This is a genomic window from Aminobacter sp. BE322 (assembly GCF_050433525.1).
GTDB lineage: Bacteria > Pseudomonadota > Alphaproteobacteria > Rhizobiales > Rhizobiaceae > Aminobacter.
Genome location: NZ_JBNPXB010000029.1, coordinates 1 through 18,023 on the forward strand (window position 1 = coordinate 1; position 18,023 = coordinate 18,023).

Here is an 18,023-nt window from a genome sequence, read left to right on the forward strand (position 1 = left end):
CCCTCGCGCCATAGGCGCAAACCTGTTCGCGATGTCTTCGCACACCTGTTCGCGATGTCCCCGGTCCAAACACCCACAAGGGGGAGGGGGACTTGCGCCACCGCCGTGCCTCGAGGACGGATGGCTTCGTCGTGGCCGTGGCGAGGGCAGAATCCCCCTCCCCCTTGTGGGGAGGGGTTAGACTAGGGGTGGGGGTAGCTTGTCCGGAAAAGCGTGCCTGAAATCGGCGCCGGCTCACCCCTGCGGCGGCAGCGCCGCGAGTGCCGCCTTCAGCGCTTCCGCCCCGCCCGCCACCATCTCCGCCGTCGGCGAGAAGCCGAGGCCGAGCATCTTGCGGCCGAGCATGTGGTCGGCCGGGCGGTTGACGGATTCGATCGCTGCCAGCCGGTCGGCGATGAAGTGATAGACCGAGAAGCGGTTTTCCGCCGGGTCGCCCGACAGGATCTGCCGGTCGCTGCCTGCCGTGAGCCCGACCATCTGCAGCTTCATGTCGCCGATGTCGGACCAGAACCACGGCACCGCCGCGTAGTCGCCGTCATGGCCGACGATGGTACGCGCCGCGAGCTTGGCCTGGTCGGTGGCGTTCTGGACCGATTCCAGCCTGACGTCCGCGCCGGTCTGCCAGTGGCGGTAGCTGGCGTTGTCGCCGACGGCGAGGATGTTCTCGACCGAGCTGCGCATCCGGCCGTCGATGCGGATGCCGTTGGCGACGGCGAGGCCGGCGGCCTGGGCCAGCTCGACATTGGGCACCACGCCGATGCCGATGATGACCATCTTCGCCGGCAAATGTTCGCCGGCGGATGTCAGCGCACCGGCGACATGGCCGTTGTCGCCCTCGATACGCTCGATGGTGGTCCCGAGCAGGATGCGCACGCCCGACGCTTCCAGCCGCTTGCGCACGTGCTCGGCGATCAGCGGCGCCACGGCGCGGCCGAGCAGCCGGTCGAGCGCCTCGACGACGGTGACGCGGCGGCCCCCGGCGGCGAGCGTCGCGGCGATCTCCAGGCCGATGAAGCCGCCGCCGATGACGACGACGTCCTCGCTCGCGGTACTGTGGTCGCGGATCAGCCTCGCGTCGGCCACAGAGCGCAGCGACAGCACGCCGGCCAGGTCCGAGCCCTGAAGCGGCAGCACCCGCGGCCGCGAGCCGGTGGCGAGGATCAGATGGTCGTAGGCGAGGTCCTGGCCGCCGGCGAGCGCGAGGCGCTGGGTCGCGACGTCGATGCCCTCCACCAGCGAACCGGGGCGGAAATCGATCGAATGGCCGGAGTAGAAGACCTCGCCGCGCAGCGGCTGCGGGTGGGCGGCGGGATCCTTGATGAAGGTCTTGGACAGCGGAGGCTTGTGGTAGGGCAGCTCGTTCTCGTCGCCGAGCAGGACGACCGGGCCGTCATAGCCCTCCTCGCGCAGGCTGGCCGCCGCCTGCACGCCGGCATGACCCGCTCCGACAATCACCACACCGTTCTTCATGCTCGCCTCTGCAGCACCTGAAAACACCCGCGGAAATGGCCGCTGCAACGGGGAACCGCAAGGGGCCATGCACGGATATCTGGCTGACAGCCGACGGCACGGCTGTCAAGCTCGCGCATTCACCCGCGACGACCTGGCCTGACCGCATGCGCGGTACCCGTGACGGCAAGCGCCCGCCAAATCAATGGCTTGCCGGCAATCGCGCCCTCATAAACTGGACAAATTTAGTTTAGAATAATTCTAAACTATTGATCCGACTGCATTTTTCTGCTCTCGGACGTTGACTTTTGATGCCGGACGCCCTTATGTCGCCCTGCTTTTTACAGCGCCTGTCTTTGATGTCTGGGCCTTGAACCCTTTCGATTGGAGCGCCGGGTGCCAGCCTTCGACGCGTCGCCCGCCGGCGCTGGTTCTGTCGCATGAGCCCTCTCGGGCATCTTCGCGATTGTCCGAGGCCGCCCCCGAAGTCTTCCCTCGATCCTGCGGTTCGCTGCCCGATGGCCGGCGCACGGGTTTTTCGGCGCGGCCCCGCGCCATCGCAGACGCTGAGGAGACGTTCATGCCTGCATCCATAACGCGCAGCCGGCATTTCGGCAGGCTCGCCGCCATCGCCGCCACGACGGCGCTGACCGCCGCGGTCTTCGTCCTGCCGGCGAAAGCCGAAACGGACCCGAAGGCGGTCATCGCCACCTATGCCGACATCGCGCTGGCCAAGTACGAGGACTCGCTCGTCACCGCCAAGGCGCTCGACGCGGCGATCGAGGCACTGATCGCCAAGCCCTCGGACGAGACGCTGAAGGCGGCCCGCGAGGCCTGGAAGGCAGCCCGCATCCCCTACCAGCAGACCGAGGTCTACCGCTTCGGCAACGCGATCGTCGACGACTGGGAAGGCCGCGTGAACGCCTGGCCGCTGGACGAGGGCCTGATCGACTATGTCGACAAGAGCTACGGCAGCGAGTCCGACGAGAATTCGCTCTACACCGCCAATGTGATCGCCAACCCCTCGATCGAGATCAACGGCCAGAAGGTCGATGCTTCGAAAATCACGCCCGAATTCCTGTCGGGCACGCTGCAGGAGGCCGGCGGCATCGAGGCCAACGTCGCCACCGGCTACCATGCCATCGAATTCCTGCTCTGGGGCCAGGACCTGAATGGCACCGGCCCCGGCGCCGGCAACCGCCCCTATACCGACTACGACACGGCCAACTGCACCGGCGGCAACTGCGACCGTCGTGGCCAGTATCTCGCGGCCGCGACCGACCTGCTGGTCGCCGACCTCGAAGAGATGGTCGGCAACTGGAAGGCCGACGGCGCTGCCCGCAAGGCGCTCGTCGACGGCGACCCCAAGGCCGGCATCTCCACCATTCTCACCGGCATGGGCTCGCTGTCCTATGGCGAACTCGCGGGCGAGCGTATGAAGCTCGGCCTCCTGCTGCACGATCCGGAAGAGGAGCACGACTGCTTCTCGGACAACACCCACATCTCGCATCTCTACGACGCGGTCGGCATCCGCAACGCCTATCTCGGCAGCTACAAGCGCCTCGATGGCTCGACCGTCGAGGGTCCGTCGGTGTCGGACCTGGTCAAGCAGGCAGATGCAGCGCTCGACACCGAACTCGGCGGCAAGCTCGACGCCACGGTCGCCCAGATGGAGGCGATCAAGGCACGCGCCGAGGCCGGCGAGTCCTACGACCAGCAGATCGCCGAGGGCAATGCCGAAGGCAACGCCAGGGTGCAGGCGGCGATCGACGCTCTCGTCGACCAGACCAAGTCGATCGAGCGCGCGGTCTCCGCACTCAAGCTCGAAGCCATCGCCTTCGAGGGCTCGGACAGCCTGGACGCCCCCGACAAGGTCTTCCAGTGAGCGCCCCCAGCGCCTAGATTATCCAAGCCACGCGGCGTGGAAGACGCGCCGCCAGCCACCCAGAGCAAGCCATGCTGATCTGCCACTGCAACCTGATCACCCAGAAGGAGATCGAAGACACGATCATCGAGCTTCTCGACCGGGATCCCTGGTCGCTGATCGTGCCGGCAAAGGTCTATCACACGCTGCAGAAGCGAGGACGTTGTTGCGGCTGCTTCCCAAATGTGGTCGAAACGATCATTCGGATTACCGAAGCCTACCACGCTCGTACGGAGGCGAGCGGCGGGGATATCGTTTCGCACATGGACCGTGTGAAAGCATTGCGGATCCAATTTGGGAGCAGATTCAATGAAAGGCGAAAAGCAGGTCATCGAGCGGCTTAACGAAGCCCTTTTCCTCGAACTCGGCGCGGTCAACCAGTACTGGGTGCACTATCGCCTTCTCGAAGACTGGGGTTACGGCAAGCTCGCCAAGAAAGAGCGGGCGGAATCCATCGAAGAGATGCACCATGCCGACAGGCTCGTGGCGCGCATCATCTTCCTCGAAGGTCATCCCAACCTGCAGTCGGTGGCGCCGCTGCGCATCGGCCAGAACGTCAAGGAAGTGCTCGAAAGCGATCTCGCCGGCGAATATGACGCCCGGACCTCGTACAAGAAGTCGCGCGAGATCTGCCAGCAGCACGGCGACTACGTATCCATGAAGCTCTTCGAAGAGCTGCTCGCCGACGAGGAAAGCCACATCGACTTCCTCGAGACGCAGCTGCAGCTCCTCGAGGAGATCGGCGACGAGAAATATGGCCAGCTCAACGCCGAGACCGCTGACGAGGCCGAATAGGATGCCGGAATGCGGCGTAAATTTTCCCTGACGCGCCGCGCCCTGGCGGGTGCGCCCGCCACTGCAACCAGCCAGGCGATTGCCTCTATGAATACCCCCACCCCTGCCCCCTCCCCACAAGGGGGAGGGGGACGAGGTCTCGCCAGCTTTGACCAAAGTTGTCGGGGTTTGGCGCTGGGCAGCGACGCCGCAGAATTCCCCTCCCCCTTGTGGCGAGGGATCAGGGGTGGGGGTACCGTTCCGCCTACGAACAAGCGTAGCGCCAAGCTACTTCTCGGCGCGCTCGCGGCCAATCTGATCCTGTTCGCCACGGCCGGCCCGTCCGCCGCCGATGGCGATGCCGCACAATTTCCCACCGAGCGCACCGACCTCAATCCCAAGGACAAGGCCCGCGTCGAAAGGATCGTCAGGCCGACGACCGACTTCTCCAAGCCCGAGCAGTTCGAGCGCATGCAGGGCGGCGCCGGCACCTCGGAGAAGCGCGTCAACCAGGACGCCTTCTCGCAGTCCTCGGCCAACATCAGCTTCGAGGAAGAAGGCACCTTCAAGCTCGGCAACGGCATGTTCCGCAAGCTGTGGGTGTCCTCGCCGTCCTCGACCCAGGCTTCCGACGGGCTCGGGCCGCTGTTCAACGCGCGCGCCTGCCAGAGCTGCCACCTCAAGGACGGCCGCGGCCATCCGCCCGAGGGCAATACGGACGCCACCTCGATGTTCCTGCGCCTGGCCCGCACCGCGGAGACCGAAGAGGAAAAAGCGGCCGTCGCCGACCGCAAGGTGCCGAACTTCCCCGATCCGGTCTATGGCGGCCAGTTCCAGGATCTCGCCGTGCCCGGCCTCAAGGGCGAGGGGCGCATGGTCATCGCCTATGAGGAGGTGCCGGTCGAGCTGGCCGACGGCACCAGGCTTTCGCTGCGCAAGCCGAGCTATTCGGTCGCCGACCTCGGCTACGGGCCGATGGATCCGAAGACGACGCTGTCGCCGCGCGTCACGCCGGCGATGATCGGCCTCGGGCTGGTCGAGCAGATCCACCCCGCCGACCTCCTCGCCAATGCCGATCCGGACGACGGCAACGGCGACGGCATTTCCGGCAAGATTGCCGTCGTCCGCGATGGCAAGACAGGCGAGCTCGCCCTCGGCCGCTTCGGCTGGAAGGCGCAGAACCCGACCATCCGCCAGCAGTCGGCCGGTGCCTTTGCCGGCGACATCGGCATCTCGACGCCCGACGTGCCGCAGCACTGGGGCGACTGCACCAAGGCCCAGGCCGACTGCCTCGCCATGCCGAACGGCGTGCAGGAGCGGCTCGGGCCCGACGAGGCGCCCGATCCGATCATGGATCTCGTCACCTTCTATTCGCAGAACCTCGCCGTGCCGGCGCGCCGCGACATCGACGATCCGCAGGTGCTGCGCGGCAAGCAGGCGTTCTACGAGGCCGGTTGCGCCTCGTGCCACACGCCGAAATTCGTCACCCGCCGCGACGCGCCCAACAAGGCGCAGGCCTTCCAGCTGATCTGGCCCTATTCCGATTTCCTGCTGCACGACATGGGAGACGGTCTCGCCGACGGCCAGCAGGTGGGCGATGCCACCGGCAGCGAATGGCGCACGCCGCCGCTGTGGGGCATCGGCCTCACAGAGACCGTCAACGGCCACACCTTCTTCCTGCATGACGGGCGCGCCCGGAACCTCACCGAGGCGATCCTGTGGCACGGCGGCGAGGCGCAGGCTTCTCGCGACCGCTTCGCAACCCTGCCCGCCACCGACCGCGATGCCCTGATCAAATTCCTGGAGTCGCTGTGATGGCCGGACGCTTCCTCGCCACCGCGCTCGCCGTCTCGGTCGCCCTCCCCGCGGCGGCCCTGGCCAACGAGGCCTCCGACAAGGTGATCTCGGGCGCCATCGACGGCTTCATCCGTCCCGCCTATGGCCGGCTGGTCGAGCAGACCACCGCACTCGGCGCGTCGATGGACAAGCTCTGCGCCTCGCCTTCCACCGACACTCTCGAAGCCGCGCGGAAGGCCTTCTCGCAAACCACAGAAAGCTGGTCCGAGGTCGAGATCATCCGCTTCGGCCCGATCACCGAAGCGAACCGGCTCGAGCGCATGCTGTTCTGGCCCGACCGCAAGGGCACCGGCCTCAAGCAAGTGCAGGCGGCCATCGCCGACAAGGACGAGACCGCGACCGATGCCGCCAGGCTCGGCGAAAAAAGCGTGGCGATGCAGGGGCTGGGGGCGCTGGAATTCGTCCTGTTCGGTACCGGCGCCGACGACCTCGCCGGGGCCGGCGCAGCCTATCGCTGTTCCTACGGCAAGGCGATTTCGGGCAATGTCGGCAAGATCGCATCGGACGTCGACGCCGCCTGGCGCGACGACAAGGGTTTTGCCGGCCAATGGAAGACGCCCGGCCCCGACAATGCGCTCTACCGCAACGCCACCGAGGCCGTCACCGAACTGCTCGAAGTCTATGTCAACGGGCTGGAACTGGTGCGCGACGTGCGCGTCAACGGCTTCCTCGGCAAGGAGGCCGCCGCCGACAAGCCCAAGCAGGCGCTCTACTGGCGATCGCAAGGCACGGCAGCCTCGCTCGGCGGCAACATCGCCGGCATGAAGGCGCTGTTCGACGCCTCGCGGTTCGGCTCTCTGCTGCCGGCCGATTTCCAGTGGATCGCGCAATCCATCGACTTCGAGTTCGCCAATGCACAAAACGCTGCATCGGCGGTGACCGGTCCCGTCGATGCGGCTCTCACTGACGCAGAAAAGCGCGGCAAGCTCGCCTATTTCGGCGTCGTCACCTCCAGCCTGTCGGAGCTGTTCGGCACCCGCCTCGCCGGCGCGCTCGGGCTGACTGCCGGTTTCTCGTCGCTGGACGGCGACTGAGGGTCCGGCCATGCGCACGCCCCTGTTCGATCGCCGCGACTTCCTCAAGGCCGCGGGCACGACCTTCCTGATGTCGCTCGCGCCGGCACGACGCGCACTGGCGCTCGAAACCGACGCTATGTTCGCCACAGCTTACCAATCGCGTTCGGGCGAATATGGCGTCGCGGTCTTGTCGGAGGCCGGCAAGATCCTGCATTCGGTGGCGCTGCCAGACCGCGGCCACGACGTGACCTTCGATCCGAACTCGCGCAAGTCGGTGGTCTTCGCCCGCCAGCCCGGCACATTCATGACGGTGTTCGACCACACCGGCCGGGAGGCGCCGCTGACCATCCCGAGCATCGCCGGCCGCCACTATTACGGCCACGGCGTGTTCTCGCCCGACGGCGCGCTGCTCTATGTCACCGAGAACGATTTCGACAACGCCGCCGGGATGGTCGGCGTCTATGACGCCCGCGACGGCTTCCGCCGCATCGGAGAGTTCCCGACCCACGGTGTCGGCCCGCACGAGCTGATCCTGCTCGGCGACGGGCGCACGCTGGCGATCTGCAACGGCGGCATCGAGACCCACCCGGATTTCGGCCGCGCCAAGCTCAACCTGCCCACCATGAAGCCGTCCTTCGTGCTGGTAGACCGCGTTTCGGGCGATCTGCTCGAAAAGCACGAACTGCCTGAAAAGCTTCACCAATTGTCGATCCGGCACATGGATATCGATGCGTCCGGCACCGTCTGGTTCGGCTGCCAGCACGAAGGTCCGGCGACGGAGAAGCCGCTTTTGGTCGGCCGTGCCGTCCGCGGCAAGGAGCTCGAACTGCTGGACATGCCCGAGGACATCCTCGGCGGCTTCCGCAACTACATCGGCTCGGTGGCGGCCAACCGCGACGCCGGGCTGGTCGCCGTCTCCTCGCCGCAGGGCAACGCCTGGGCGACGATCGAAGCGAAGAGCGGCAAGGTGGTGGCGCAGAACGATCTGGTCGAGGTCTGCGGCCTCGCGCCCGACCGCGACGGCTTCCTCGCCACGACCGGCGCCGGCCTCATCGTCGCGCCCGACGGCACCCAGGCCGACGATCCCGAGCATGTGTGGGACAACCACATGCTGCGCATCTGACCCGCAATATACGTAAGCTGATACTTACGCAAAAGCTTAGATCAGCCCGGAGACGTCCGCATGGGCGACGGCCTTGCGCAGCACGGCGAGGAACTTGTCGCCGGCGATCTCCGGGATGCCGGAATTGTCGATCGACACATGGCCGGGGCCAGACAGGTCGTGCGGCGCGGTGCGGGCGAGGCGCGCCAGCACCTCGCCGCGCGATTCCCGGCCGCGCGCGGCCAACCGCGTCGCAAGGATCTCGGGCGAGGCGGTGATCTCGACCACGGCGACGTTGGCGTAGCGCGCGCGCAGCGCCGGGATGACGCCGCGCGAGGTGTTGGCGACGACCACCTGGCCGTTGGCGATGGCATCGTCGACGGACGCCGGAATGCCGTAGCGCAGGCCGTGCGCCTCCCAGGACAGAGCGAAGGCGCCGGCCTCCTCGGCTTCGATGAAGGCGGGGTCGGCCAGCGTGTCGTGATCCTCGGAGGCGCCGTCGCTGTGGCGGGTGATGACGCGGCGGGCGAACTCGACGTGGTCCTCGTCGGTCAGGCGCTCGCGCACATAGGCAATCAGCGTGTCCTTGCCGGCGCCGCTCGGGCCGACCACGGCGACGAAAACGCCGTAGCGGACGGGCGTTCCGATGCGGGTGAGTTCACGCTCGATCAATGCAGAAACCATCATGCGACGTCATTTCCTCCATAGCAGCCCTCGTGCCCCGACGGCCAGCGCCGGGGACGGAATAGGCGATTTGGATGACGGAATGACGAAGCGGCGATGACGGACAGGCGACAGCGGATCGTCCGGCATGCTATTCAGGAAGCGGCTCATCGTCAGCCGCGGCTTCCGTTGGAGTTGCCGCAAGCCGCCGACGGCGCATCTCGGCTTCGAATTGCTCAGGCGTGATAATGCCTTCGTTGACCCAGGCGCGCAGCCAGATTTCGTCGACCTGCGCCAATGCTACGGTGTTTCTGTCTGCCAATTCCGCCCTGTTGCCTCATGCTTGACATGTGCCGCCCCCCGCGGAACACCGCCACGCCCATCCGGGCGGGCATGTATGCAACATCAATACATTTGCATACACTCAAGACAAGCGACGAGATATACCAGAAGATATATTCGGCATTGCAAGAATTCCGAATGTTTTGGTCCAGAGCCAAATATTCAAGATACTTGCGACAAAACATCGACCTTATTTTCGCCAAACAGGCATCGACCTTGCAATATTCGCCGGCAGGCGGGCCGGCGAAAGAAGATCAGGTCGGGTAGACGCCATGCGCTCGGCCTAAGCAGCCTTGTCGCGCACCTGGTAGTCCTTGATCGCGGCGAAGCGGATCATCTTCCAGCGCTCGGCCTCGTAGTTGAGCGAGAACTCGTGCTGGGCGAGATAGACCGGGTCGTTGTCGAGATCGCGGGCGATGTCGCCGCGATGGCTCTCGACGAAGCGCTGCAGGTCGGCCTTGTCGTCGGCGCCGATCCAGCGGCAGACGGAGAAGCGCGACATCTCGAAGTCGACGGGCAGCGTGTATTCGACGTTGAGACGCTCCTTGAGCACGTCGATCTGCAGCGCGCCGACGACGCCGACAATGGCCGGCGAGCCGTCCTCGGGCTGGAACAGCTGCACCACGCCCTCCTCGGCCATCTGCTGCAGCGCTTCCTTGAGCTTCTTGGCCTTCATGGCGTCGCCCAGGCGCACGCGGCGCAGGATTTCCGGCGCGAAGTTGGGCACGCCGCGGAACAGGATGTCCTCGCCCTCGGTCAGCGTGTCGCCGATGCGCAGCGTGCCATGGTTGGGGATGCCGACCACGTCGCCGGCATAGGCCTCGTCGGCGGTGATGCGAGAGCGGGCGAAGAAGAACTGCGGCGCCGACAGGCTCATCGGCTTGCCGGTGCGCACGAGCTTGGCCTTCATGCCGCGCTTGAGCTCGCCCGAGCAGACGCGGACGAAGGCGATGCGGTCGCGGTGGTTGGGGTCCATGTTGGCCTGGATCTTGAAGACGAACGACGTCATCTTCTCCTCCGTCGCCTCGACCTTGCGCGTGTCGGCCTCCTGGGCGCGCGGTGCCGGACCGAACTCGCCCAGCGCCTCGATCAGGTCGCGCACGCCGAAATTGCGCAGCGCCGAGCCGAAATAGACGGGCGTCAAATGGCCTTCGCGGAAGGCCTGGAGATCGAAGGGGCGGCACGCTTCCCGCGCCAGCTCCAGCTCCTCGATGAAGGCCGGGCGGTCGTTGTCGGGCAAGAGGCCCGCGGCGCGGTTGGAATCCGGGCCGTGCACGGGCGTGCGCTCCTTCTCGTCGTCGCCATGTCGCACCGCGTTCTGGGCGAGATGGTAGGTGCCGGAGAAGGTCTTGCCCTGGCCGATCGGCCATGTGATCGGGGCGGTGTCGAGCGCCAGCTTCTCCTCGATCTCGTCGAGGATCTCGAAGGTGTTGCGCGCCTCGCGGTCCATCTTGTTGACGAAGGTGATGATCGGGATGTCGCGCATGCGGCAGACCTCGAACAGCTTCAGCGTGCGCGGCTCGATACCCTTGGCGGCGTCGATGACCATGACCGCGCTGTCGACCGCCGACAGCGTGCGATAGGTATCGTCGGCGAAGTCCTCGTGTCCGGGCGTGTCCAAGAGGTTGAAGACGTTGTCGCCATATTCGAAGGTCATCACCGAGGTGACCACCGAGATGCCGCGCTCGCGCTCGATCTTCATCCAGTCGGAGCGCGTCTGGATCTTGTCCTTCTTGGCCTTGACCTCGCCGGCGAGCTGGATCGCGCCGCCGAACAAAAGCAGCTTTTCGGTCAGCGTCGTCTTGCCGGCGTCAGGGTGCGCGATGATCGCGAAAGTACGGCGGCGCGCCACCGCCTCTTGGATCGTCTCGGTCATGCAAGGAATTCCCGTTTGATGGCGGGCTTCTAACAGCCGTGGTCGCGCCTGTCGAGGAAATGGACACGCGGCGGCGATGCTGCAGGCGACGTGCTGATCCAGGACAGTTACCGTTGGCGCGGCAGGCGCCGACGCCTCCCTCCCCCTTGTGGGGAGGGATAGAGGGTGGGGGTGCATTGCTCGACCTGGGTTCAAACGTCACCTTCAGGCGCAATGGATCGGGGAAGGTGTTCGCAATCTGACCCCCACCCTCTATCCCTCCCCACAAGGGGGAGGGAGGCATCGACGTCGCGCCATGCCCACGGGGTCAGCCGCGCAGCTCGAACCCGCCCTCGGCGACGGTCTCGCCATTGACGATCAGCTCGACGCGATGGTGGCCGGGATAGTGCTTGCGGGTGGTGAAGTCGCGCACCGCCTGGCTGATCTCCAGCTCCTTGCGCCCTGCCGGCGGCAGGGTGATCTGCTTGAGCTTGAACACCTTCTTCGAGGTGCCGCCGGCCTTCTTCACATAGTGGACGGCATAATCGACCACGAGCTGCTGCGGCCGCTCCGCCGTCGAGACGATGCTGGTCCTGAGCGCGATACGCCCGCCGAGTGCTATCGACGCCGGCGTGACGGCAAATGCCGCGACGTCGACCTCGGGCCTGCCGGTCGTGCCGATCAGCGCCAGCGCCGTCGGATCGCCTTTCTTGATCAGCGTCCGCAAGGCATGGCGCACGATCCAGGCCGTGTTCCTGTCGGCCATGTCCCAGCCGGCCAGGCGTTCGAGCAGGAGTTCCGCATTGTCCTTGCTGATGTCATTGAGGTGGTTGGCCACCGACTTGCGCACATAGAGGCTGGGGTCGCTCTTCAGCAGTTCCAGGATCGGCAGCGTCGGCGACGGGTCGGCAATCAGCCTCTTGAGCTGGAACGACCATGGCAGGCGCGGGCGCGCGCCTTCGCTGGCGAGGCGGCGCACATGCTCGTTGTCGTCGAGCGCCCAGCCGCGCATCACGTCAAGCGTCCGCTCGAAATCGTCGGCAAGGAAATGGCGGATGGCGAACTCGGCCGAGCCGAAGCGGGTGAAATAGTGCAGTGCCACCATCGAGCGGTCGAAATCCGCCCTGCCATAGAGCGCCACGAACTCCGAAAGCACGATCGCGGCGAAGCCGTACCCGATGCGCGGCGCCAGTTCCCGCAAAAGCGCGACCGAACGGGCGAAGTCGCAGGTCAACGCGCCGCGCAGCGCCTCGGCAGTCTGCCGCAGCCGCTGCATGATGCCGAGCGCGTCGAGATCTTTCGTCGCCAGCGCCAAAAAGCGTTCGCCGTCGAAATCGCGCGAAATCGCCGCCATCTCGCCGGCGATGTGCTGGAAGCGGGCCCGGTCGAAAATTTCCTTGAGCGCGGGCGCAGCCTGCGTCGCGGTGTCGTCCATCTGGTCGGTCCTCATCTGCTGGCCTGTTGCGCCGGCTCGCCCCGACGATTCGAGCCGGCAAATTACACCAGCCTGCTGCCAACGGGCTGTCAGGAGCCTTGGTCAGCCTGCCCACAGCACAAAATGGTGAGACCGCCGTCACTCTTGACTCTTCATCAGTTTATACTTATGATTAGTTATGGCTTACGATTACTCGCAGATCGCCGCCCTTGCCGACCCGACGCGTCGGACCATCTTCGAGCGGGTGGCGCAGCGGCCATGTTCGGTGGCCGAGATCACGCACACCCTGCCGGTGTCTCAGTCGGCGGTGTCGCAGCATCTCAAGGTGCTGAAGGAGGCGCATCTGGTGCGCATGGAGCCGCTGGGCACCCGCAACATCTACCATGTCGACCCGGCAGGCCTCGGCCGCATGCGCGCATGGCTCGACGGGTTCTGGAGCCAGACGCTGGCGGCCTACAAGGAAGCAGTCGATCAACCGCAAGAGGAGCGGAAATGAACAGGCATGTTCCCATAACCGCCGTAAGGCAGTCCGTCGTGGTCGACGCCCCGATCGAGCGTGCGTTCAGGGTTTTCACGGAGGAGTTCGGCAATTTCAAGCCGCGCGAGCACAACCTGTTGGCCGTACCGATCACCGAGACCGTGTTCGAGCCCAGAGTCGGTGGGCACGTCTACGATCGCGGCGCCGATGGCAGCGAGTGCCGATGGGCACGCGTGCTGGCATACGAGCCGCCTACCCGGCTGCTCATGAGCTGGGATATCAGTCCACGCTGGCAGATCGAGGGCGATCCGGACAAGACAAGCGAGTGGGAGGTGCGCTTCATCGCCGAAACCGCGAACCGGACCCGCGTCGAGATCGAGCATCGGAAGCTCGATCGGCACGGTCAGGGTTGGGAAAGCGAACGCGACGGCGTCGACGGCGATCAGGGCTGGCCGCTCTACTTGCGGCGCTACGCCGATCTGTTCGCCGGCCAGGCCTGACGGCGACGCTGGGCCTGAGGCATCAGCGCCTGCCGGAACTACGATCCCGACCTGCTCAGCGAGGTCGAGGTCAGCTTGGCGCCGATCGCCCAGGCGGGACGCGGTTCGAGTGAACGCCGGCAGTTTGAAAACATGGGCGACAAGGCCGAGGCGGCCGCCTGGCCTGTTTCGTCCCTGGACATGCGGTCCCACGCGGCCGCATGTCGTCATTGACGGCCACCCAGGACAGGCCGAAAATACCGGCAAACGCGCTGTCCACATCCAGGGAGGTCGCCATGACCATCCATCAGGAAGTGCATCTCAAGGGCACGCCGAAGGACATCTACGACCTGCTTCTCGATTCCGCCCGCTTCCAGGCGATGACGGGCGGACGCTCGGCCCATATCTCGACGCATGAGGGCGGCGAGGTGTCGATGTTCGGCGGCGATATCGAAGCCCGCAATCTCGAGCTCGTGCCCAACCGCCGCATCGTCCAGGCGTGGCGCTCGCGGCACTGGGCCGAGGGCATCTATTCGGTCGTCCGCTTCGAACTCGAGGCCGAGAGCGGCGGCACCAGGCTCGTCTTCGATCAGAACGGCTATCCACGCACGGCACATGCCAGCCTCGATGAAGGCTGGTCGAAGATGTACTGGGAGCCGATGAACAAGGCGCTGACCCACCATTAGGGCAAGCCAGGCAGCCCTACTCCGCAGCCACCGCCTGGCCGGCGGCAGCGGGCGCAAACGGGCTGACCGTCATGCCCTGCCGCGTCATGGTGACGAAGCTCGACGGCGGCACGGCCTGCCAGCTCTCGCCCTCGCGGTCGAAGGGTTCGGAGACGATGCAGCGGCCGGTGGCGCCGTCGCGGGTATAGAGCGTCGGCGCATGCGCGTCGGTGGCGTAGCGGACCGCAAACAGGTTCTCGCCGTCGCTGAAGGCCGCCGTCAGCTTGAACGATGCAGCCATGCCGGCGGCTTCCGATGCGTCGATGACACGACGCGCGGCACGGGCAACCGCTGCCTGCGGGTCGGCGTCCAGCCCCTCCTCAAGCATCAAGAGGAAGAACAATTCGGAATCTGTCGTGCCCTGGCGCTGTTCGTAGAGCGTGTCGCAGACGCCCGCCTCGAGCCGGCGGCGGATGCGCTCGAAGCCGGAGATTTGGCCGTTGTGCATGAAGCTCCAGCGGCCCGAGATGAAGGGATGGCAGTTGGCCCGGCTGGTGCCGCCGCCGGTGGCGGCGCGCACATGCGCCAGAAACAGGCTCGACCTGATCTGCCGGCACAGGCTCTTGAGGTTGGGGTCGGACCAGGCCGGCAAGATATCGCGGTAGAGGCCGGGCTCGGGCCGGTCGCCGTACCAGGCCAGGCCGAAGCCGTCGCCATTGGTCGGCGACTTCGCTTCCTGGGCGCAATGGCTCTGGGCGATCAGCGAGTGGCAGGGTGCGGAAACGATGTCTTCGAGAAAGACCTCTTCACCGAGATAGGCGGCCCACCGGCACATGATTGTTCGACCTCAATATCTGTCCGTATCGGGGACATCATCTGTCCGTATCGGAGACATCGCCCCACACTCGGCCAGCATGGATAACAAATGGTAAATGCGCAGAACCGCACGCCGCCAAGCTTCTCCATCCGTTTGTGTCGCGGTCGTGGCAAAGGTTCACGCGGGAGCGTCATGCAAAAACCACACAGCCCTACCCATGCAGCCACGTCGCGCCGAGATCGGGATTGACGTTCTCCGAGCACCGTCCCATAGGATCGCCGCCATGAAATCCGCCACCGAAAACTCCTCCGCCCCCGTCGTCGGGATCGTTCGTTTGCCGCATGGCGAGGGCCTGCCCCTGCCCGCCTATGAAAGCGCTGGCGCGGCCGGCATGGATCTTCGCGCCGCGGTCGCCGACGACCGGCCGCTGCTCATCCTGCCCGGCCGGCGCGCGCTGGTGCCGACGGGCCTGGTGTTCGAGATCCCCGAGGGCTTCGAGGGTCAGGTGCGGCCGCGCTCTGGTCTCGCCTACAAGCACGGCATCACCTGCCTCAACACGCCCGGCACGATCGACAGCGATTATCGCGGCGAGGTCAAGGTGCTCCTGATCAACCATGGCGACGAGGACTTCTACGTCGAGCGCGGCATGCGCATCGCTCAGATGGTGATCGCACCCGTGACCCACGTCGCCATCGAGGAGCGCAGCCTCGCCGGCTCGACCGAGCGCGGCAATGGCGGCTTCGGCTCGACCGGTACGGCATGAGCCGGCCCAGGCTGGTCATCTTCGACTGCGACGGCGTGCTCGTCGACACCGAGCCGCTGGCCAACTGGCGGCTTTCGGCCTGGCTGACCGAGGCCGGCTATCCGGTGAGCTACGAGGACTGCCGCAGGCAGTTCGTCGGGCGCAGCCTGACATCGGTGCAGAAGGAGGTCGAGGCGACCGGCGCCAGTCTCGGATCCGACTTCGTCGAACGCTGGTACCGCGAGCTGCCCGGCCTGTTTGCGAGCGGCGTGCGGGCCATCCCGCACGTCGAGACCTTCGTCGGCGCGGTGCAATCCGCCGGCATCGCCTATTGTGTGGCCTCGTCGGCGCGCATCGAAAAGATGCATTTGACCCTCGGCCAGACCGGGCTGCTCACGCATTTCCGCGACGTGCTGTTTTCCGCCACCATGGTCGAGCGCGGCAAGCCGTTCCCCGACCTTTTCCTGCACGCCGCCGGCACGATGGGCGTCGAGCCTTCGGACTGCATCGTCGTCGAGGACAGCGTCGCGGGCGCCCAGGCGGGGCGAGCTGCCGGCATGCGCGTGTTCGGCTATCACGGCGACCCGCATGCCGACCGCGACGGGCTCGAGGCCAGCGGCGCCGTCCTGTTCGACGACATGCGCAAGCTGGCAGGACTTGTCCCCATCGCCTGAAATCGGATTTGAGGCGTTCCGAACTCCGGTCTAGTATCGGCCCGTCGGTTCAGCTCGAGGGTGTTGACATGGACAAGGGCGCGGTCTTCCGGAAACTCCACGAGGCGCCGGGCGCCTTCATCATCCCCAATCCCTGGGACGTCGGCACCGCCCGCCTGCTCGCCTCCTTCGGCTTCGAGGCGCTGGCGACGACCAGCGCCGGCTTCGCCTTCTCGCGCGGCCTGCCCGACGGCGAGGTCGGCTTCGAGACGATGATCCACCACTGCCGCGACATGGCGCATGCCACCGGGCTGCCGGTGTCGGCCGATCTCGAGAAGGGCAAGGGCGACAGCCCCGAAAGTGCCGGCGAGACGATCTTCGCGGCCGAGGCCGCAGGGCTCGCGGGCTGCTCGATCGAGGACCACACCGGCGAGGCCGACAATCCGATCTACGAGTTCTCGCATGCGGTCGAGCGCGTCACGGCCGCCGCAGAGGCGGCGCGGGCGCTGAAGCACGACTTCGTGCTGACGGCACGCGCGGAGAATTTCCTCTGGGACCGGCCCGACCTCGACGACACCATCAAGCGGCTGCAGGCCTTCGAGAAGGCCGGCGCCGACGTGCTCTATGCGCCGGGCATCACCGATATCGGCGTGATCCGCACCCTGTGCAGCGCGGTCTCCAAGCCGGTCAACGTGCTGGCCGTGCCGGGCTTCTCGGTCGCAGTGCTGGCCGAGGCCGGCGCCAAGCGCATCTCGCTCGGCTCCAAGCTCACCGCCTACGCCTTCGGCATGATGGAGCGGGCGTCGCGCGAGATGCTCGGCCAGGGCACGTTCGAATTCGCCCGCGACGGCATGGCCTACGCCAAGCTGCAGGCGCTGTTCGGCCGCGAGGGCTGAAGGCGGTCACGCCCGCGCCGCCGCCGGCCCGGTCTCGGTCGCAGACAGGCTCTTGTGCAGGTGCACCATCATCGCCGCGGCGAAGAGCGGGGTGAGAAGGTTGAGGACCGGCACGGCGAGGAAGGCGGCGATGACGAGGCCGGCCATGAACACCGTGCCGGCGTTGCGGCGGCGCATGTCCCTGGCGTCCTGTTCGGAGCGGAAGCGCATGGCGGCGAATTCGAAGAATTCGCGGCCGAGCAGGTAGCCGTTGACCAGGAAGAAGGCGCCGATGTTGACGAGCGGGATGAACATCAGCATCAGGGCGATGATGTTGCCGAGGATGACGATGCCGAAGAATTTGACCGCCAGCACGATGGCGCGCAGGGCGGGCACCGCCCGCCCCGGGCGGTCGGCGGGATAGCTGGCCTTCTCCACCACCTCGGCGACGTCGTCGAGGAACAGGCCGGCGACGATGGCCGTCACCGGCGCGACCAGCAGCGCGAGTGCGAGCGCCAGGCCGATGCCGGCGACGATGGCCGCGACCAGGCCGAGCCAGCCGGTCCAGGCCGGCAGGCCCGGCAGCATGGCGTCGATCCACGGCATGGCCAGCCAGTCGAACAGCTCGCGGATGCCGAACCAGAGCGCGATGAGCGCCAGGACGGTCAGCCCCAGCGTCTTGAAGAACACCGCGCGGAACTCCGGCGTAAAGAGCTGGCCGGCGGCGGCGCGGGCGGCGTCGAGGATCATGGTCTTGAGGTCGCTCCCTGTTCGCCCGCTGAGATAAGGTGCCGCGCGGCCCGCCTCAAGCACAGGAGGGCCAAATTGCCGGGTAGGCAAACGGGCCGCGAGCCGCTACAGGCAATGCGTTTTGCCGATCCGTCGGCCCCGAGAATG

19 protein-coding genes are annotated in these 18,023 nt (G+C 66.4%); 12 read left to right on the top strand and 7 right to left on the bottom strand.

Features of this window, described 5'->3' with window-relative positions:
• Nucleotides 1-234 precede the first annotated feature (234 nt).
• Nucleotides 235-1,470, bottom strand: coding sequence for an NAD(P)/FAD-dependent oxidoreductase (locus J2X50_RS23540; RefSeq protein ID WP_429098469.1), 1,236 nt, complete (start codon nucleotides 1,468-1,470; stop codon nucleotides 235-237).
• A gap of 559 nt (nucleotides 1,471-2,029) precedes the next feature.
• Here J2X50_RS23540 and J2X50_RS23545 point away from each other — a divergent pair.
• From J2X50_RS23545 to J2X50_RS23570, 6 genes are all read left to right on the top strand, one after another.
• Nucleotides 2,030-3,334, top strand: coding sequence for an imelysin family protein (locus J2X50_RS23545; RefSeq protein WP_429098471.1), 1,305 nt, complete (start codon nucleotides 2,030-2,032; stop codon nucleotides 3,332-3,334).
• Between the two features lie 71 nt (nucleotides 3,335-3,405).
• The gene (locus J2X50_RS23550; RefSeq protein ID WP_429098473.1) at nucleotides 3,406-3,717 is read left to right on the top strand and encodes a (2Fe-2S)-binding protein; all 312 of its coding nucleotides are present in this window, start codon (nucleotides 3,406-3,408) and stop codon (nucleotides 3,715-3,717) included.
• Nucleotides 3,683-4,168: a bacterioferritin gene (bfr, locus tag J2X50_RS23555; protein WP_429098475.1), complete on the top strand. Its 486-nt coding sequence runs from the start codon at nucleotides 3,683-3,685 to the stop codon at nucleotides 4,166-4,168. The genes J2X50_RS23550 and bfr overlap by 35 nt, the downstream gene beginning before the upstream one ends.
• A 300-nt stretch (nucleotides 4,169-4,468) precedes the next feature.
• Nucleotides 4,469-5,962 carry a di-heme oxidoredictase family protein gene (locus J2X50_RS23560; RefSeq protein WP_429098508.1) on the top strand — a complete coding sequence of 498 codons (1,494 nt, stop codon included), beginning with the start codon at nucleotides 4,469-4,471 and terminating at the stop codon, nucleotides 5,960-5,962.
• Nucleotides 5,962-7,038, top strand: coding sequence for an imelysin family protein (locus tag J2X50_RS23565; protein WP_429098477.1), 1,077 nt, complete (start codon nucleotides 5,962-5,964; stop codon nucleotides 7,036-7,038). Before J2X50_RS23560 ends, J2X50_RS23565 begins: the two co-directional genes overlap by 1 nt.
• Nucleotides 7,039-7,048: 10 nt before the next feature.
• Nucleotides 7,049-8,143 (top strand): DUF1513 domain-containing protein, encoded by a 1,095-nt coding sequence (locus J2X50_RS23570; RefSeq protein ID WP_429098478.1) that lies wholly within the window; start codon nucleotides 7,049-7,051, stop codon nucleotides 8,141-8,143.
• Nucleotides 8,144-8,179: 36 nt separating this feature from the next.
• Here the strand turns inward: J2X50_RS23570 and phnN are convergent, their stop codons facing one another.
• The 4 genes from phnN to J2X50_RS23590 all read right to left on the bottom strand — a co-directional run bounded on the left by phnN (nucleotide 8,180) and on the right by J2X50_RS23590 (nucleotide 12,417).
• Nucleotides 8,180-8,809 carry a phosphonate metabolism protein/1,5-bisphosphokinase (PRPP-forming) PhnN gene (gene phnN / locus J2X50_RS23575; RefSeq protein WP_429098480.1) on the bottom strand — a complete coding sequence of 210 codons (630 nt, stop codon included), beginning with the start codon at nucleotides 8,807-8,809 and terminating at the stop codon, nucleotides 8,180-8,182.
• 127 nt (nucleotides 8,810-8,936) lie between these two features.
• Nucleotides 8,937-9,083, bottom strand: a complete 147-nt coding sequence (locus J2X50_RS23580; protein WP_347968670.1) for a hypothetical protein — start codon at nucleotides 9,081-9,083, stop codon at nucleotides 8,937-8,939.
• A 327-nt stretch (nucleotides 9,084-9,410) separates the two neighbouring features.
• A complete protein-coding gene (locus J2X50_RS23585) occupies nucleotides 9,411-11,003 on the bottom strand; it encodes a peptide chain release factor 3 (protein ID WP_429098482.1) in 1,593 nt (530 codons plus the stop codon).
• Nucleotides 11,004-11,310: 307 nt separating this feature from the next.
• Nucleotides 11,311-12,417 (bottom strand): DNA alkylation repair protein, encoded by a 1,107-nt coding sequence (locus tag J2X50_RS23590; protein ID WP_429098510.1) that lies wholly within the window; start codon nucleotides 12,415-12,417, stop codon nucleotides 11,311-11,313.
• A gap of 178 nt (nucleotides 12,418-12,595) precedes the next feature.
• Between J2X50_RS23590 and J2X50_RS23595 the strand changes: the two genes are divergently transcribed.
• From J2X50_RS23595 to J2X50_RS23605, 3 genes are all read left to right on the top strand, one after another.
• Nucleotides 12,596-12,913 carry an ArsR/SmtB family transcription factor gene (locus J2X50_RS23595; protein ID WP_429098484.1) on the top strand — a complete coding sequence of 106 codons (318 nt, stop codon included), beginning with the start codon at nucleotides 12,596-12,598 and terminating at the stop codon, nucleotides 12,911-12,913.
• A complete protein-coding gene (locus tag J2X50_RS23600; protein ID WP_429098486.1) occupies nucleotides 12,910-13,395 on the top strand; it encodes an SRPBCC family protein in 486 nt (161 codons plus the stop codon). Before J2X50_RS23595 ends, J2X50_RS23600 begins: the two co-directional genes overlap by 4 nt.
• A gap of 275 nt (nucleotides 13,396-13,670) precedes the next feature.
• Nucleotides 13,671-14,060 carry an SRPBCC domain-containing protein gene (locus J2X50_RS23605; RefSeq protein ID WP_429098488.1) on the top strand — a complete coding sequence of 130 codons (390 nt, stop codon included), beginning with the start codon at nucleotides 13,671-13,673 and terminating at the stop codon, nucleotides 14,058-14,060.
• A 16-nt stretch (nucleotides 14,061-14,076) separates the two neighbouring features.
• On the opposite strand, the gene J2X50_RS23610 is transcribed toward J2X50_RS23605, so the two are convergent.
• Nucleotides 14,077-14,874: a class II glutamine amidotransferase gene (locus tag J2X50_RS23610; protein ID WP_429098490.1), complete on the bottom strand. Its 798-nt coding sequence runs from the start codon at nucleotides 14,872-14,874 to the stop codon at nucleotides 14,077-14,079.
• Between the two features lie 265 nt (nucleotides 14,875-15,139).
• Between J2X50_RS23610 and dut the strand changes: the two genes are divergently transcribed.
• From dut to J2X50_RS23625, 3 genes are all read left to right on the top strand, one after another.
• Nucleotides 15,140-15,619 (top strand): dUTP diphosphatase, encoded by a 480-nt coding sequence (gene dut, locus J2X50_RS23615; RefSeq protein ID WP_429098492.1) that lies wholly within the window; start codon nucleotides 15,140-15,142, stop codon nucleotides 15,617-15,619.
• Nucleotides 15,616-16,272 carry an HAD family hydrolase gene (locus tag J2X50_RS23620; protein WP_429098494.1) on the top strand — a complete coding sequence of 219 codons (657 nt, stop codon included), beginning with the start codon at nucleotides 15,616-15,618 and terminating at the stop codon, nucleotides 16,270-16,272. Before dut ends, J2X50_RS23620 begins: the two co-directional genes overlap by 4 nt.
• A 68-nt stretch (nucleotides 16,273-16,340) precedes the next feature.
• Nucleotides 16,341-17,147, top strand: coding sequence for an isocitrate lyase/PEP mutase family protein (locus J2X50_RS23625; RefSeq protein ID WP_429098495.1), 807 nt, complete (start codon nucleotides 16,341-16,343; stop codon nucleotides 17,145-17,147).
• Nucleotides 17,148-17,153: 6 nt separating this feature from the next.
• Here the strand turns inward: J2X50_RS23625 and J2X50_RS23630 are convergent, their stop codons facing one another.
• Nucleotides 17,154-17,876, bottom strand: a complete 723-nt coding sequence (locus J2X50_RS23630; RefSeq protein ID WP_429098497.1) for a sulfate transporter family protein — start codon at nucleotides 17,874-17,876, stop codon at nucleotides 17,154-17,156.
• Nucleotides 17,877-18,023: the final 147 nt, after the last annotated feature.